This window comes from Brevibacillus fulvus (genome assembly GCF_016908525.1).
GTDB lineage: Bacteria > Bacillota > Bacilli > Brevibacillales > Brevibacillaceae > Brevibacillus_G > Brevibacillus_G fulvus.
The window spans coordinates 426,090-441,730 of record NZ_JAFBEB010000001.1; the positions used below are offsets into that span (position 1 = coordinate 426,090).

General features: G+C 49.7%; 11 protein-coding genes and 1 riboswitch. Of the genes, 8 read left to right on the forward strand and 3 right to left on the reverse strand.

Features of this window, described 5'->3' with window-relative positions; genetic code table 11:
* The first annotated feature begins 57 nt into the window (after positions 1-57).
* Positions 58-1,683, forward strand: coding sequence for a peptide ABC transporter substrate-binding protein (locus tag JOD01_RS02195; protein ID WP_204516569.1), 1,626 nt, complete (start codon positions 58-60; stop codon positions 1,681-1,683).
* Positions 1,684-1,766: 83 nt separating this feature from the next.
* On the opposite strand, the gene JOD01_RS02200 is transcribed toward JOD01_RS02195, so the two are convergent.
* Positions 1,767-2,300, reverse strand: a complete 534-nt coding sequence (locus JOD01_RS02200; protein WP_204516570.1) for a peroxiredoxin — start codon at positions 2,298-2,300, stop codon at positions 1,767-1,769.
* A 184-nt stretch (positions 2,301-2,484) separates the two neighbouring features.
* Between JOD01_RS02200 and JOD01_RS02205 the strand changes: the two genes are divergently transcribed.
* The 6 genes from JOD01_RS02205 to JOD01_RS02230 all read left to right on the forward strand — a co-directional run bounded on the left by JOD01_RS02205 (position 2,485) and on the right by JOD01_RS02230 (position 11,633).
* Entirely contained in the window at positions 2,485-4,518 is a 2,034-nt protein-coding gene (locus tag JOD01_RS02205) for a methyl-accepting chemotaxis protein (protein ID WP_204516571.1), read from the forward strand.
* Between the two features lie 288 nt (positions 4,519-4,806).
* The gene (locus tag JOD01_RS02210) at positions 4,807-6,390 is read left to right on the forward strand and encodes a PTS sugar transporter (protein ID WP_204516572.1); all 1,584 of its coding nucleotides are present in this window, start codon (positions 4,807-4,809) and stop codon (positions 6,388-6,390) included.
* A gap of 176 nt (positions 6,391-6,566) precedes the next feature.
* Positions 6,567-7,628 (forward strand): tartrate dehydrogenase, encoded by a 1,062-nt coding sequence (locus JOD01_RS02215; protein ID WP_204516573.1) that lies wholly within the window; start codon positions 6,567-6,569, stop codon positions 7,626-7,628.
* Positions 7,629-7,724: 96 nt separating this feature from the next.
* Positions 7,725-7,848, forward strand: a riboswitch (SAM riboswitch).
* A 203-nt stretch (positions 7,849-8,051) separates the two neighbouring features.
* The gene (locus tag JOD01_RS02220; RefSeq protein ID WP_204516574.1) at positions 8,052-9,071 is read left to right on the forward strand and encodes a sugar ABC transporter substrate-binding protein; all 1,020 of its coding nucleotides are present in this window, start codon (positions 8,052-8,054) and stop codon (positions 9,069-9,071) included.
* A 74-nt stretch (positions 9,072-9,145) separates the two neighbouring features.
* On the forward strand, positions 9,146-10,636 hold the full coding sequence (locus JOD01_RS02225) for an ATP-binding cassette domain-containing protein (RefSeq protein ID WP_204516575.1): 1,491 nt from the start codon (positions 9,146-9,148) through the stop codon (positions 10,634-10,636).
* The gene (locus JOD01_RS02230) at positions 10,617-11,633 is read left to right on the forward strand and encodes an ABC transporter permease (protein WP_204516576.1); all 1,017 of its coding nucleotides are present in this window, start codon (positions 10,617-10,619) and stop codon (positions 11,631-11,633) included. The genes JOD01_RS02225 and JOD01_RS02230 overlap by 20 nt, the downstream gene beginning before the upstream one ends.
* 222 nt (positions 11,634-11,855) lie before the next feature.
* On the opposite strand, the gene JOD01_RS02235 is transcribed toward JOD01_RS02230, so the two are convergent.
* Both JOD01_RS02235 and JOD01_RS02240 read right to left on the reverse strand, forming a co-directional pair.
* Positions 11,856-12,674: an SDR family oxidoreductase gene (locus tag JOD01_RS02235; RefSeq protein WP_204516577.1), complete on the reverse strand. Its 819-nt coding sequence runs from the start codon at positions 12,672-12,674 to the stop codon at positions 11,856-11,858.
* A gap of 85 nt (positions 12,675-12,759) precedes the next feature.
* Positions 12,760-13,986 carry an MFS transporter gene (locus JOD01_RS02240; RefSeq protein WP_204516578.1) on the reverse strand — a complete coding sequence of 409 codons (1,227 nt, stop codon included), beginning with the start codon at positions 13,984-13,986 and terminating at the stop codon, positions 12,760-12,762.
* A 248-nt stretch (positions 13,987-14,234) separates the two neighbouring features.
* Between JOD01_RS02240 and JOD01_RS02245 the strand changes: the two genes are divergently transcribed.
* The gene (locus tag JOD01_RS02245; protein ID WP_204516579.1) at positions 14,235-15,602 is read left to right on the forward strand and encodes an aspartate kinase; all 1,368 of its coding nucleotides are present in this window, start codon (positions 14,235-14,237) and stop codon (positions 15,600-15,602) included.
* The last annotated feature ends 39 nt before the right edge of the window (positions 15,603-15,641 follow it).

Below are 15,641 nucleotides of genomic sequence, written 5' to 3' on the forward strand. Positions count from 1 at the left end.
AGTTAAAGCATATTCAATGAATATGAGAGAAAAGAGAATGTTTAGGGGGAGTTATAATTGAAAAAGGGAATTGCTTTGTTGGCTAGCCTCGCCCTTGGTTTTGGGCTGCTGGCTGGTTGCGGCGCACCCGGGCAAACAAGTTCCGAACAACCGTCAGCCTCAACCGAAAAAGGAACAGAACCAATGGTATTGCACTGGAGTATCAACAGCGAACCATCATCGCTCGATCCCGGTGTAGCGACAGATGCCGATTCGTTCGACATGATTTATGCCTGTTTTGAAGGGTTGACCAACTATGATACGAATGGACAATTGGTCAACGCTCAGGCAGAAAGCTTCGAAAATTCCCCCGATTTCACCCAGTTTACTTTCAAACTGCGAAAAGATTTGAAATGGAGCAACGGCGACCCGCTGACTGCGCATGACTTTGAATACGCGATCAAACGGAACCTTGATCCGAAAACCGCATCCGGCTACGCCTACCAATTGTATTATTTGAAAGGCGGAGAAGAGTACAACACAGGCAAAGGCAAAGCGGAGGATGTTGGTGTCAAGGCGCTGGACGACTACACGATCCAGTTTGACTTGAAAGCGCCAACGCCATTCTTCCGGGAGTTGACTTTCTTCCCGACCTTGTTCCCGCTTCATCAAAAAACAATTGAAGCCAACCCTCAATGGGCGGCGGAAGCAAAAACAATCGTGGGCAATGGTCCATTTATTATGGATTCATGGGAACACAAAAACAAAATTGTCTTCGTGAAAAATCCAAACTACTGGGATAAGGACCATGTAAAACTCGACCGCATCGAAATTACGATGATCGACGACAACAACACGGCATTTTCCATGTTTGAGAACGGCGATCTCGACTGGGGCGGTTATCCGGCTTCCACTTTGCCGCCAGACGCCATCCAGGCTTTAAAAGATCAAGACCGTTTGATGGTTGCTGACAACCCGGGAACGCAATCGGTTGTGTTTAATACGGAGAAACCGCCGTTCAACAACAAAAAGATTCGTCAAGCGTTCGCTTACGCAATCAATCGTCAGGAAATTATCGACAACATCCTGCAAACCGGAGTTCCGGCCGCTTATGGTTGGGTACCGGTATCAATGGGCTTGAACCCTGACGGTTATTTTAAGGAAGATCAGGAAAAAGCGAAACAATTGCTGGCGGAAGGCATGAAAGAACTTGGATTGAGCAAGTTCCCGACAGTGACTTACACATATGATACGACCGAGGTTAACCGCAAAATGGCCGAAGCGCTGCAAGACCAATGGCGCAAAACGCTTGGCGTAACGGTTAACCTGGAAACAGCGGAGACAAAAGTTTATCAAGAGCGTAGATCGCAAGGAAACTTTGATATGATTCGTTTCCAATGGGGGGCCGATTTTAATGACCCGATCAACTTCCTGGAAATGTTCCGCGATAAAGATGGCGGAAATAACCATCCAAACTGGGAAAACCCGCAATTCAAGCAATTGATCGATCAAAGCTATCATGAAACTGATCTGGACAAACGCAAAGATATTTTAAAACAGGCGGAAACGATTCTGATGGATGAAATGCCGTTGGCTCCGATCAACTTCCGCGGAAATCCATATGTGAAGAATGACAAAGTCAAAGATTTCATCATCTTTCCGTTGGGTGGAGCTTACTTTAAATACGCCTATATTACCGAGTAAGTGAGCCGATCCAACAAATAGTGGAAAAACAGCAACAGCCCGGGAGCTTGGCCCCGGGCTGTTGCTTCTGTATTATGAATAAGTTATGACAACGTTTTTTGTCCTGCTTTCCAATCCATCGGGCACAATCCTCCAGACTGAATCGCTTCAATCACCCGCAATGTTTCATCTACGCTGCGTCCTACTTTTGCGTTGGAAACCACATAATATTGGATAATCCCTTCCGGATCGATAATAAAACTGGCCCGCAACGCGGCTTTGGTGTGATCATCCAGAACGCCGTAGCTTTTCGCCACCTCTTTGTCAAAGTCGGAAGCCAGCGGGAAAGAGAGCGGACCGATGCCGTCAGCCGAGCGGAGCCAGGCGCGGTGAGTATGAACGCTATCCGTACTGACCGCCAACACTTCCACATTTAATTTTTCGAACTCTTCCAAGCGTCTGTTCAAACTTAAAATTTCTGTTGGGCACACTTTGGAAAAATCAAAAGGATAAAAGAATAAGAGCAGCCATTTTCCTCTATAATCGGATAATTGCTTGGTGATGGGGAAGCCATTGTCATAGGTAATTGTTTCCATCGTAAATTCAGGGGCCGGTTGGCCGATTGCCGCTTTGGTCATGTTGATCGCTCCTAGTTCTCAAAAATATCATACAAGTAAAAATTAGCATGTAATTTAATTATAATCAATGTTTACTAATAATATATTTAATTATTTTTGCTTTCAGTATATAATCTCTGATGCCAGAACTTTCATCCGTCAAAATTATTTTTTTAGATTGACCACATCTGAGAGGGGATCACCAATGCGAACATTGTTTCAAAGGAATCGGAAGCTAGCCAATTTGCAAAAGTCTAGCTTTTTTACGGTGCGCAAAAAGCTGATTTTGGTTTTCGTTCTCGCCTTGCTCCTGCCAAGTCTTGCCGTAGCCTTTGGCTCTTATCAAACAGCCAAACAAAAAATTGACGAGAAGATGATGGAGGCGACCGAACAAAATGTTACCCTGTTGAATCAAGTGTTTACCCAGTTTTTGGAAAGCGGAATCAAGGAGGTGGGAACCCTTGCGCAAAGCATCGATACCCGGTTGATCCAGGCAACTCCGGGCTCAAATAAAGGGATCAGTCCGGAAGTGGACGGGATGCTGAGGACGTTTAAAATGAACCACCCCGAGGTAGAATTGGCCTATGTTTGTACCGATCAAGGAATTTTGCTGCTTTCGCCTTGGTCTGAGGCGCTGGAAAAGCAAGATTTTCGGCAAAGAGTATGGTACAAGCAGGCGATGGAGCACAATGGTCAAGCCAGTATCAGCGCTCCTTACCGTTCCCTTGCCTCTAACGGCATGGTTGTAACCATCTCCAAGACAATGGCTGATGGTCACGGAGTCGTCGCAATCGATGTCAATATTGACAAGATATCGGAGATTGCCAAAAGTGTAAAAATTGGCTCTCAAGGGTACGTTTACATAATTGATCAGGACTACAACATGGTTGTTCACCCAACGATCAAGCCGGGTAGTGCAGCGCCGAAAAATGTGCAAAATGACCATTTGTTCACCAGTGAATCAGGCAGCTTCGAATATTTGTATAATGGAGTCGACCTGAAAAAAATGAGTTTTGTTACCAATCCGATTACCGGATGGAAGTTGGCGGCCACGATGTATTCAAACGAGGTTGAGCAGGAGGCGAGCCCGATTTGGCATATCACATTGACGGTTCTGGCGATTTCTCTGATCATCGGTGCCTTGCTGATGTTCTATCTCATTATGAATATCATCCGTCCGTTGAAATGGATGGGACAGGCAGCCCAACAAATTGCAGAGGGAGATTTGACCGAGCGAATACAAATTTCGCGGCACGACGAATTAGGGGCATTGGGACTGCGCTTCAATGAAATGGCTGGTTCGTTGCACGATATTTTGCTGAAAGTAAGTGAAAGTGCGATGCAGCTGTCTGCCTCCGCCGAACAACTGTCGGCCAGTGCGGAACAAAGCACACAATCGAGTCAGCAAGTCGCTCAGTCGATTCAACAAATGGCCAGCGGAACGGATAAGCAGCTGGTTCATGTAGAAGAGACGGCGGCGGCGATGAATGAAATGTCCAGACAGGTACAGCAAATTGCCAGCAATGCCCAGCATGTGCAACATTCGGCGAACCGGGCCAATGAAAAGGCATCGGAAGGAAGTCGATCGATTCGTCAGGCAGTCGAGCAGATGGATCAAATCAGCGAACGGGTGGAGCAATTGGCCGTTTCGGTGCAGACGCTGGGCGAGCGTTCACAGGAGATTGGAAAGATTATTGATGTTATTCATAGCATTTCCGGAGAAACCAACCTGTTAGCGTTGAACGCAGCAATCGAGGCTGCTCGCGCAGGTGAGCATGGACGAGGGTTTGCTGTCGTTGCCGATCAAGTGAGAAAACTGGCGGAACAATCTGCAACTTCCGCTCAACAGATCGGCCATTTGATCAAAGCGATACAGGAGGATACGCAAGCGACAATTGACACAATGAAAATAGTCACGCAAGAGGTCAGCAACGGGATTTCTGTGGTCAACTTTGCCGGAATGTCATTTGAGCAAATCATGGCGGCGATTGGCGATGCAGCCGCACAAATCGGCCAAGTATCCCAAGCTGCACTCCATATCGCAGAGCAAACCGCCCAAGTAGCCTCATCGATGAACAATGTGGCGGCAATTTCCGAACAATCCGCCTCCGGTATTCAACATGTCTCCGGGGCGACTCAGCAGCAGTTGGCCTCGATGGAAGAGATCACCGCCTCGGCAGCCTCGCTAACCAAAATGGCGGAAGAACTGCAGCAGGTAATCAGCAAATTTCGTGTGTAATGCGAGCTGACATTCGTCAAGAGTTACGGAGAAAACGCAGGTTTTCCCGTAACTCTTTTTTTGCTCACAGGCTCCTGCGATTCGCGATTTTATTTCAGTTTTTTGCAGATAGCTCGGAAGTCCCAAAACTGGTTTGCGGGCAAACGAAAATTTAAGAATGTCATAAAAATCCGTTAAAATTAAAATCTATTGAATTTAGTTGTGCTTTTCGCTAAAGTATAGATTGTACTCTTTATTTCTTTACCAAGGGAAAGCTTTAACAAACAAAATGCAGGGGGAAACATAGCAATGAAGCGGATCGCAATAGTTGGGAGCAGTGGGGGCAATCTATATAACCTGGGTGGGAAAGAACCGGAGAAGTTGCTGGGTGAAATCCTGGTACAATCCAGTTCGGTAAATCTCGAAGTGGCTGGCGTCCAGTTCGTTGCCGCTCACGGAACGATGGATATGGTGCGTGGCGATACCCAGGCCACTGTATATAGCTGGGATGCAGACGCCAAGCAGCCCGCCGCTGTTTTTCAAGGGAGTCTGGAAGAATGTAACGAATACGCAAGACAACTGGATGAAGCGATCGCGCAACAAATAACCAACGGAACGATTGACGCTCTCATCATCATGAGTTCCGATCCGGACGGAGCCAATCGCTCGGTGATCAAGGCGGCGGTAGAACGGCAGATCCCGATCGTCGGTACGGGCGGTACTTCAATGGCAACGGTCAGTTCCAAAGGCGCAAAAGTGATTTTAAGTTCTGGCACGACCGGAACGACCAACCGGACGCGGGCGATCAGCTTTGTAACTGCCTTGTGCAAACAGTGGAAGATCAAATACTTGCCGGTGATCGGCAATGCCAAAGAGAGAGGAAAGGTAACGGCCGGTTCCTGGCGAAGAATCAACATCCGCGGTATCATGATGGCTTCACTGCCCGGCTTTATTGCGCTCGCGCTTGTTTTGGCGATCAGCAAAATTCCCGGTCTATCGGGTTTAAGTCCGGTGTTTGACCTTTTGATCGGAGCGCTGCCGGTGGTCATCGCCGCTGTTGCTGCCAAACAAGTATCCGATATGGAAGAGGTTTCGATTGTGGCCGGTGTATTGGCCGGAATTCTTTCCCAACAGGGCGGGATTATCGGCGGGATGATCGGCGGGATTGGCGCCGGTTTGCTGGTCAACTTTTTATTCCGCAAATGTATTGAATGGCGTTTTCCAACGACTACCGTCAATATTATTGCCGGCGGGGTATCCGGACTCGTTTCCGGTTTGATCGTCTATTATTTGCTGGCGCCTGTCGCCTTGTGGGCTGGCGATCATGTCAAAATGCTGATCGAAACTTGTGTGGCGTTTAGTCCGGTATTGGCCGGCTTGATTGCCGGCTTGCTGATTTGGCCGGCGATCATCGGCGGGGTTTATCATGCGGCGATCTTGCCGATCGTCTTGTTGGAAATGGAGAAGACCGGAAACAGTTTTCTCGGTGCGGTCGATATGGTCGGCTTGGTGATGGTCTCGGCCGGAATTACTTTGGCCAACATCGTTTCGCCTCGCGAAAAGAGCGAAGCGACGGTGGCAGCGCCCGGTTTTTTGGTCAACATGGGCTTCGGGACGTTTGTTGAGGCCGCTTATCCATTTATGTTTTCCAATAAAGTGGTCTTTGGCGGTGCAATCCTCTCCGCTGGAGTAGCCGGAATGCTGGTAGGGATTTTCAACGTCAGAGGAACGGCCTATGTCCCATCGATCATGGCACCGCTGTTGTCCAACAATTTGCTCGGCTTCGCCATATCCATGGCCAGCGGTTTGGTTTGTTCCTTTGTCATTACACTTTTCGCCAACAAATGGGCCAAGAGAGCAAGCCAATCGGCCAAGCAACAAGCAGCAGGCTGACCAGCTGGCGAACAATCACGGACAAGCAACGGCATTCTCTTGGGAGAAGCTGTTGCTTGTTTTTGCTTCATTCACCAGTGTTTTTCCTTCCTTGACTTGCGTCCGATAAAATTTTCCCGTAAGATCGACTAGACTGACATTTCAGATTAGCAGAACGGTTTGAGGAGGCAAGCAAGATGAAAAAATTGGAAATCGCAGTCGTGCCAGGTGACGGTATCGGGAAAGAAGTCGTTCCGGCCGCCTTGAAAGTGCTGGACACCCTGGCGGAAGTGCATGGCGGACTTCAATTTTCGTTTACGGAGTTTCCGTGGAATTGTGAATACTATTTGCAGCATGGAGCAATGATGCCCGCTGACGGATTGCAGACGTTGGCCAATTTTCAGGCTGTTTTTCTCGGGGCGGTCGGAAATCCGCAGCTGGTGCCTGACCATATCTCGCTTTGGGGCTTGTTGATCAAAATCAGGCGGGAATTCGACCTGGTTATTAATCTGCGGCCGGCGAAAGTATTTGCGGGCATTACTTCGCCGCTGGCCAATCCCCGCGACTTTGACTTGATTGTTGTACGGGAGAACAGTGAAGGCGAATACAGCGAGGTGGGCGGCAGAATTTTCCGCGGCGAAGATGAATTGGCGATCCAGAATGCGATCTTTACCCGAAAAGGCTCGGAACGGGCGATGCGCTATGCGTTTGAATTGGCCAAAGGCCGCAAGAAGCATGTGACCAGCGCGACGAAATCCAACGGGATCTTCCATTCGATGCCGTTCTGGGACGAAGTGTTTCAGGATGTTCAAGCCGACTATCCCGATATCGCGGCCCGGTCGATCCATATCGATGCTTTGACCGCCTTCTTTGTAACGCAACCGCAAATATTTGATGTGATCGTGGCCAGCAACCTGTTTGGCGATATTTTGACGGATTTGGGTGCGGCGATTATGGGAAGCATCGGGGTAGCGCCGTCGGCCAATATCAACTTGAACGGAAAATATCCGTCGATGTTTGAACCCGTTCACGGTTCGGCCCCCGATATTGCCGGCAAAGGGATCGCGAACCCGATCGGGCAAATCTGGACAGCGAAAATGATGCTGGATCATTTTGGCGAAAATGAACTGGCGGAGGAATTGCTGCGGATCATCGAAGAAGTCACCCAAGCCGGGATTAAAACGGGAGACATCGGCGGGAAAGCGACGACCGGCGAAGTCACTGCGGAAATTTGCCAGCGGATTACACAATTGTCGTAAAGCAAGGCGCAACTTGAAAAAATAGACGAAAAAAAGAATTGACAAGATTCTTGGTTCCCATTATATTCTGTATATAACAAACATAACATCGGTAAACTCTTATCCAGAGAAGGCTGAGGGACTGGCCCTATGAAGCCCGGCAACCTAACGCTAGCGGTCAAGCTGCTAGAGTCAAGGTGCTAACTCCAACAGGTAACAACCGTTACCTGACAGATGAGAGGCACGAATCTGTGGGATTTAAGCCTCTTTCATCTGAAAGAGGCTTTTTTAGTGCAAAGTCTGAACCGTACAAGCAAAGGATCACACGTTTGACCTATCGGCAGAGGAGTCGGAAAGTTCAATCTTCTGTCAGCCGTGTACTTCTTTGCCCTCTCCGGAAAGGCACCTGAGGATGTTTACAGTTTAAAAAGGGGGTAAACCTATATGAAAAAGAGGATTAGTCTGGTTTTTTCAATCATCGCGGCCTTGTCGCTGACTTTAACCGCTTGCGGAGGCGGGGCTAGCCCGGCTGCGGGCAATGGCGGAACGGCCGGTCAAGAAAGTGCGAAAAAAATCGCCCTGATTATCCGGCAAAATTTGGGGACGTTTTCCGCTCAGTACATAGCCGGGGTAAAATCGGAAGTGGAAAAGAACGGCGGACAGTTAACTGTCTTCAATGCGGACGGGGATTTGGCCAAAATGGCTTCCAACCTGGACGCGGCGGTCAATCAGCATTTTGATGGCATCCTGATTGATCACGGCACGGCGGAAGCGTTGCAGCAAGGAGCGCAAAAAGCGGTTGACCGTAAAATTCCGCTCGTGTTGTTTGACACCGACATTAAGATCCCCGGAGTGCCGATTGTCGAACAGGACGATGAAAAATTGGCGGAATTAACTTTGGAAAAATTGGCCGCTGATACCGGTGGAAAGGGAAACATCGTGAAAATTTGGGTAGCGGGTTTCCCGCCCATGGAAAAACGGCAAATCACCTACGCAGCATTCCAGCAAAAATATCCTGACTTGAAGGAAGTTGCCGCTTTTGGCTCCGCTACGACGAATACGGCTTTGGATACCCAATCGCAAATGGAAGCGATCTTGAAAAAATATCCGAACAAAGGGGATATCACCGCAGTCTGGGCATCGTGGGATGAATTTGCCAAAGGGGCAACGCGCGCGATTTTGCAAGCCGGTCGCACCGAGATCAAAGTGTACGGAATCGATATGAGCGACGAGGATTTGCAATTGATGCAAGAAGAAAACTCGCCATGGGTGGCGACCGCAGCGGTTGATCCAAGCAATATCGGACGGTTGCAGGCAGAGACCGTGTTCAAGAAAATCAAGGGAGAGCAGATTCCCGACAGTGTGAAATTGAACCCGGTGTTGGTGGAAGCCAAAGATTTGCCAAAAGATAAAAAAGTGACGATGGGAGACCTTTCTCAATACGTGAAGGAGTGGGGCAAGTAACCAAAATAACGACTTTTTCGCTCATTCCCGTTGCAACTCAACGGGAATCTTATTTATAAAGGGGGTGTCATGCGGTGTCCACTCTGCAGATGAAAGGAATTTGCAAAAGCTTTTCCGGCGTGCCCGCCTTGCAAGGGGTTAACTTTGAACTGAAAGCGGGCGAAGTCCACGCCTTGCTCGGGGCAAATGGCGCGGGGAAAAGCACGTTGATGAAAATTCTCACCGGCGCTTACACGGCGGATGAGGGGGAAATTTGGATCGATGAGCAGCCGGTTGTGATCCGTACGCCGCAAGATGCCAAAAAGTTGGGAATTCAGTGCGTTTACCAGGAAGTCGACACCGCCCTGATTCCTTACCTGAGTGTGGCCGAAAATATTTTGCTCGATCGGCAGGTGCAAACCCGGGCGAAAAGTTTGGTCAATTGGCCTCGCTTGTATGCGGAATCTTCCGAGATTTTGCAACGGTTCGGTTTTTCCATTCCGGTAAAAAAACAGGTCGATGAATGCACGCTGTCCGAAAAACAGTTGATTCTTATCGCCCGCGCAGCGGTGCAAAACGCCAAATTCATCATTTTCGACGAACCGACCGCACCGCTCAGCACACGGGAAACCGAGCGATTGTTTCAGATCATTGCGCAGTTAAAACAGGCAGGCGTTGGCATCATTTACATTTCTCACCGCCTGCCGGAAATCTTCGCGCTGTGCGACCGGATAACGATCATGCGTGACGGGCAAAAAATCGTGACAACGACAACGGCCAGCACGACGATCGATGAGGTGATCTCGCATATGCTGGGCAAAACGTTTGCGGAAGAATTTCCGAAAGTGGCCGTTCCGCTGGGTGAGCCTGTGCTGGAAGTAACCCAGGCAAAAAGCGGAAAAGTGCGCGGCGTCGACTTGTCCGTACGCCAGGGAGAAATAGTCGCGATCGTGGGCCTGGTCGGTGCGGGCAAAACGGAGTTGGCGAGGCTGCTCTTTGGAGCAGATCGGTTGGAAGCGGGTGAAATTCGGCTGGCCGGGCAAAACGTCCGTCTGCGAACGCCAAAAGATGCGGTAGATGCCGGAATCGTGTTGGTGCCGGAGGAACGCCGCAAAGAAGGCATCTTTGTTGAAGAGTCGGTTAAAAACAATCTGTCGGTCTCCGCCCTGGCTGCCTTGTCAGCACTTGGCTTCATCCGCCGTGGCTTGGAAGCGGCGCAAGCGCAGACGCTCGTGCAAAAGCTCGGTGTCAAAACGGCGAATCTGGGGCAACTGGTCGGGCATCTAAGCGGCGGAAACCAGCAAAAAGTCGCGATTGGCAAATGGCTGCCGACACAAGCCCGCCTATTTATGTTTGACGAACCGACGAAAGGCGTCGACATCGGGGCAAAAAGCGATATTTACCGGTTGATCGGCAATTTGGCCCAGCAGCAAAAGGGAATTTTGTATTTTACCTGTGAGTTTCAGGAAGCGCTTGGCATCGCCGACCGCATTCTGGTGATGTATGAAGGAAGAATCGTCAAGGAATTGCTGCCGGAACAGGCAACACAAGAATTGCTGATGTTTTATGCTAGCGGAGGTGAATAAGGTGGAGACAACAAGAAGCGGCTTTTTGCAATTGGTTTACAAGTACGGCACAGTGGCGGTTGTGGTTCTGGTCATTTTGCTGTTTAGCTTGCTGAATCCGTATTTTTTTACATATGACAATATTACCGATATTTTGCGGTCCATCTCGATTGTGACTTTTGTCGCGGTAGGGGTTACCTTTTCTTTGATCGTCGGCGGGTTTGACTTGTCTGTTGGATCGATCGTCTCGTTGACGACAGTCATCTCAGCGTCGATGATGGTATGGTATCAACAAGGCGCTGCGGTGACCTTGCTCGTTCCGATCGCGGCCAGTTTGCTGATCGGCTTGATCAACGCCTTTCTGGCAGTAAAAATTCGCATTCCTGATTTGCTGGCGACATTATCGATGCTTTATATTGTCAATGGTATTCATACAACGTATTCCAAAGGTTATTCCATCTATCCCAATATGCCGATGGAAGACGGTTCGACGGCACCGGGGGTGATCGAACCGTGGTTTCTTTGGCTGGGCCAAGGAGAAATTCTTTCTGTGCCTGTCCCGGTTCTTTTAACCTTTTTGCTGGTGTTGATCACTCATATCTACCTGACCTACACGAAGCAGGGGAGAATGTTGTATATGACAGGGGGCAATCTGGAGGCCGCGCGCCTGTCCGGGATTCCCGTCGACCGGTATCGGACATTGGCGTATGTGCTGTCGGCTTTGTTCGCCGGATTGGGCGGAATTTTGCTGGCGGCGCGGGTAGGGACAGGGCAAGTCAACAGCGGCGGTTCGATGCTGATGGATGCCGTGGCCGCTTCGTTTGTCGGTTTCTCCGTTTTTGGCGCCGGAAAACCAAATGTGTTCGGCACGTTCATCGGAGCGATCCTGATCGGTGTGCTGCTGAACGGCATGACGATGCTGAATCTTCCGTACTATGCCTACGATATTATCAAGGGGATTGTGCTCGCTTTAGCGTTGGCGGTCACATACTATCAGCTGCGTGCAAGAAAAAAATAAGCGGCACAGTGTGAATGCTTGACATGAATCGGTTATATGAGTAAAAGGCAGATACAAGTGGCTATTCCACTCGTCCAAACCAGAAAAGTGCCGTAACAGCCGCTTGTAGCCAAGGAGCTGTGCTTTGGCACCAAGTTGGTTAGACAAAGGAACAATGCCGCTTGTCTCTGCCTTTTATTTTCAAGCACCGCAACGCTTTATATGTTTGTATGTGAACACAGTTTACAACAGCGATTCCGTTCCGTCGATGTAAATTTCCGTACCGGAAATGTGCCGGGATGCATCTGAAGCAAGAAACAGCACCAAATCGGCAACCTGTTCCGGTTGGCCGGGCCCGTGTTCCAGCGGTTGATTTCCTTCCGGATATTTTACCGGTATTTTGATCTGCTCCAAACTCGCCATAGGGTGGGTACTCTCGCTGATATTGGTCTGGATTGCACCGGGACAAATGATGTTGACGCGTATACGATAACGAGCCAATTCCAGCGCGGCCATCTTGCCAAAAGCCATTTGTCCGGCTTTGGATGTACTGTAGGCGGTCATGCCGAAACCGGAAAAGGTGCGATTGCCGTTGATCGAACTGGTGATGATGATGCTGCCGCCCGTTTGTTTCATATAAGGTATCGCGTATTTAACAGTTAAAAACGTTCCTTTTAAGTTCGTATCCAGCGTCTGGTCCCAAGCGTCGGGCGGCATTTCTTCGATCGGCGCCAATGTGCCGTTAATGCCGGCGTTGGCAAAAACGATATCGATTTTGCCCCAACGTTCGGCTGCGGCTTGGAACGCTTTTTGAACACGTTCCGGGTCACCGACATCGGTATCCACAAACAAGGCTTCGCCGCCGGCATCTCTGATCTGTTGCTCTACTTCCTCGCTGCGGCGATCTTTCAAATCAACCAAACAAACTTTTGCCCCATGCGCGGCCAGCTTGCGTGCCGTTGCCCGGCCGATCCCGGAGCCTGCCCCCGTGATGAAGGCGATTTTGTCCGCGACCGATAAAGTGGTTGGTCGTTGTGCGCGAAACGCTTCTAAAACTGCCAATTGCCTGACCCCTTTCTGTCCATCGTCGCTTTAGCTTTCCACAAGAGGAAGGGCAGCTATGCAGCGAGGGACAGGGCAGGCAGGTTTATTTGGCGCGGACTTCGTTTTCGCTCATGATCGTCTCTGAGGCTGAATACGGCTGGTCGCTGATTCGTTTCAAGACGTACGCGGTCAGCAACAAAGCAAGCCCATTGATAATAAAGATCGCGCGGATCGGGATCAGCCCGCCCAGAATACCGCCGAGGATCGGTCCGATCATGGTGGCGATCTGGGTGGCGGATTGATTCAAACTGAAAGCCCGTCCGCGGAAATCGGCGGCGGTCAATTTGACGATCAGGGCATTGATGGATGGATAGACTGCCGCGAAGAACAAGCCGTAAAAGAAGCGGAGTCCCCCAAAACCATACAGATTCGTAAACACATATTGCAGCAGGTTGCCGATCCCTCCGCCGAGCAAGCCGATAAACAAAACTTTGCTGTAACCAATCTTGCCGCCGATTTTTCCCCAGCGGGGCGCAGCCAAAACCGTGGCAATCCCGACGGCGGAAAAAATAATCCCCGAACTGAGCGAGGCATCCTGTTGGGAAGCCCCCAATTGCAGCACGTAAACCGTGATTAACGGCTCGAGCAGCATGACGGAACAGGTCACCATCATGGTAAGCCCCAACACACGGACAAACGGACGATTGGCAAAGGCGATTTTCAGATCTTCTTTTACAGTAGACCGGACGGACGAACGATTAAACGTGGTCTCTTTGGCGAACAAGGTCGCGATCAAAGCGGCAATTAACACGACACATGTGGAAAACAGAAACGCTTCCCGGTTGCCCCAAAGATGGCTGACGACGCCGCCGATCAATGGTCCGACAATATTGCCAGTCGCACCGGCTGTTGACATGACTCCAAGCGCATAGCCGACATGCTTTTCCGGCGTGTTGGTTGCGACCAGCGCAATCGAGGCGGGGACGAAGCCGGCAAGCAATCCTTGGAAGATGCGGAGACCGACGAACAGATAAGGATCGGTTACCAAATAGTTCAGAAAATATAAGACGGCCAAGCTGTAACCTGACCGAATCAACATCGGTTTCCGCCCATACTTGTCAGCCAGTGAGCCCCAGTAAGGAGCGATTAGCGCGCTGGACAGAAACGTAATGCCAAAGGAAATTCCCGACCATAACTCAAGGTGATCCTGAACGCCTAATGAAGAATGCAAAAAGATGGGCAAAAAAGGGATCGAGATCGAATAGGCCGTACTGCAAAAAAAGACGCCGATCCAAAGAACAAACAAATTTCTTTTCCAAGAAAATGACACAGTAACACAACCTTTACGAATTTGCAAATATTACTAATTATTTGCATTTTATCATTGTTCGTGAAGATTTGACCAATCAAGATATTTTATAAGTATATTGCAAAAAAGAAATGACAGCTAAACAAATCCTTTTTATGTCCGCGTCAAAAAGACACTTGTCTTTTTGACGGAACTCATTTACCCTATAACAGTAATCCAAAATACGGTCGGTAATGACAAAGCCTTTAACCAGATGGAGGAGTTAGGAGATGAAAGTAGCAAAATTTGGGGGAACTTCTTTGGCCAGCGCCGAACAGATCAAAAAGGTATGCCAAATCATTCAGGCGGATGCGCAACGAAAATTGATCGTCGTATCAGCCCCCGGCAAACGATTTAAGGAAGATACGAAAGTAACGGACTTGTTGATAAACTATGTCAACGCTTGTCTGGCCGATACGGAGGCCGAAGCGATCCGCGACGAAATCGTCAGTCGATTCGTCGAGATCGGAAACGGGCTGCAGTTGGCAGAAGCGGTGACGGAACGGATTGGCGCCGAGTTGCACGAGCAAATGCGGCGTAAGGAGGGGGAGGCGCCGGCCCGATTTCTCGACCGCGTCAAAGCATCCGGAGAGGATACCTGTGCCAAAGTGGTGGCCAGCTATTTGCAAAGCCTCGGCGTAAAGGCGAGCTATGTCAATCCGTATGAAGCCGGTTTATTGGTCACCGATGAAGCGGGGCAGGCCCAGGTGCTGCCGGAAGCTTACGCACGGCTAAAACAACTGCGCGAGCGGGATGAGATTGTCATTTTCCCCGGGTTTTTCGGATATACCGAGGAGGGAATCTTGGTTACGTTTTCGCGAGGCGGTTCCGACATTACCGGGTCTATCCTCGCGGCGGCAACGGAAGCAGAACTGTATGAGAACTTTACCGACGTCGATTCGGTTTACGTGGTAAATCCGCAACTGATCGATCAGCCGAAAGAAATAAAAGAAATTACCTATCGGGAAATGCGGGAGCTCTCCTATTCCGGCTTTACCGTGTTCCACGAGGAAGCGCTGCTGCCTGCCTATCGCGCGGGGATTCCGGTCTGCATCAAAAACACCAACAACCCGGCTGCCCCGGGGACAATGATCGTGGCGGAGCGGGCCAGCAGAGACTACCATGTTACCGGGATTGCCAGTGACAGCGGGTTTTGCAGCATCTTTGTCAGCAAGTATTTAATGAACAGGGAAATTGGGTTTGGCCGCAGATTGCTGCAAATCTTGGAAGATGAAGGACTCGCTTACGAACATACTCCCTCCGGAATTGATAACATTTCCGTGATTTTGCGGAAAGACGGATTTACTCCGGAAATTCAGGCGAAAGTGATCCGGCGTATAAAGGAAGAGTTGCATGCGGAGGATGTGGAAGTCACCTGTGATTTGGCATTGGTAATGATTGTCGGCGAGGGAATGCGGAGATCGGTGGGGACGTCTGCCCGGGCTACATCCGCACTGGCCAAGGCAAAAGTCAACCTGGAAATGATTAACCAGGGTTCCTCCGAGGTAAGCATGATGTTCGGCGTGAAAGAAGTCGATGCAAAACGGGCGGTTATCGCCTTGTACGAAGAATTTTTTGGCGACGAGACAAGTTTATAGAAGAATATAGCAGAACGAACAGGCGAGCCTTGCTTTTCA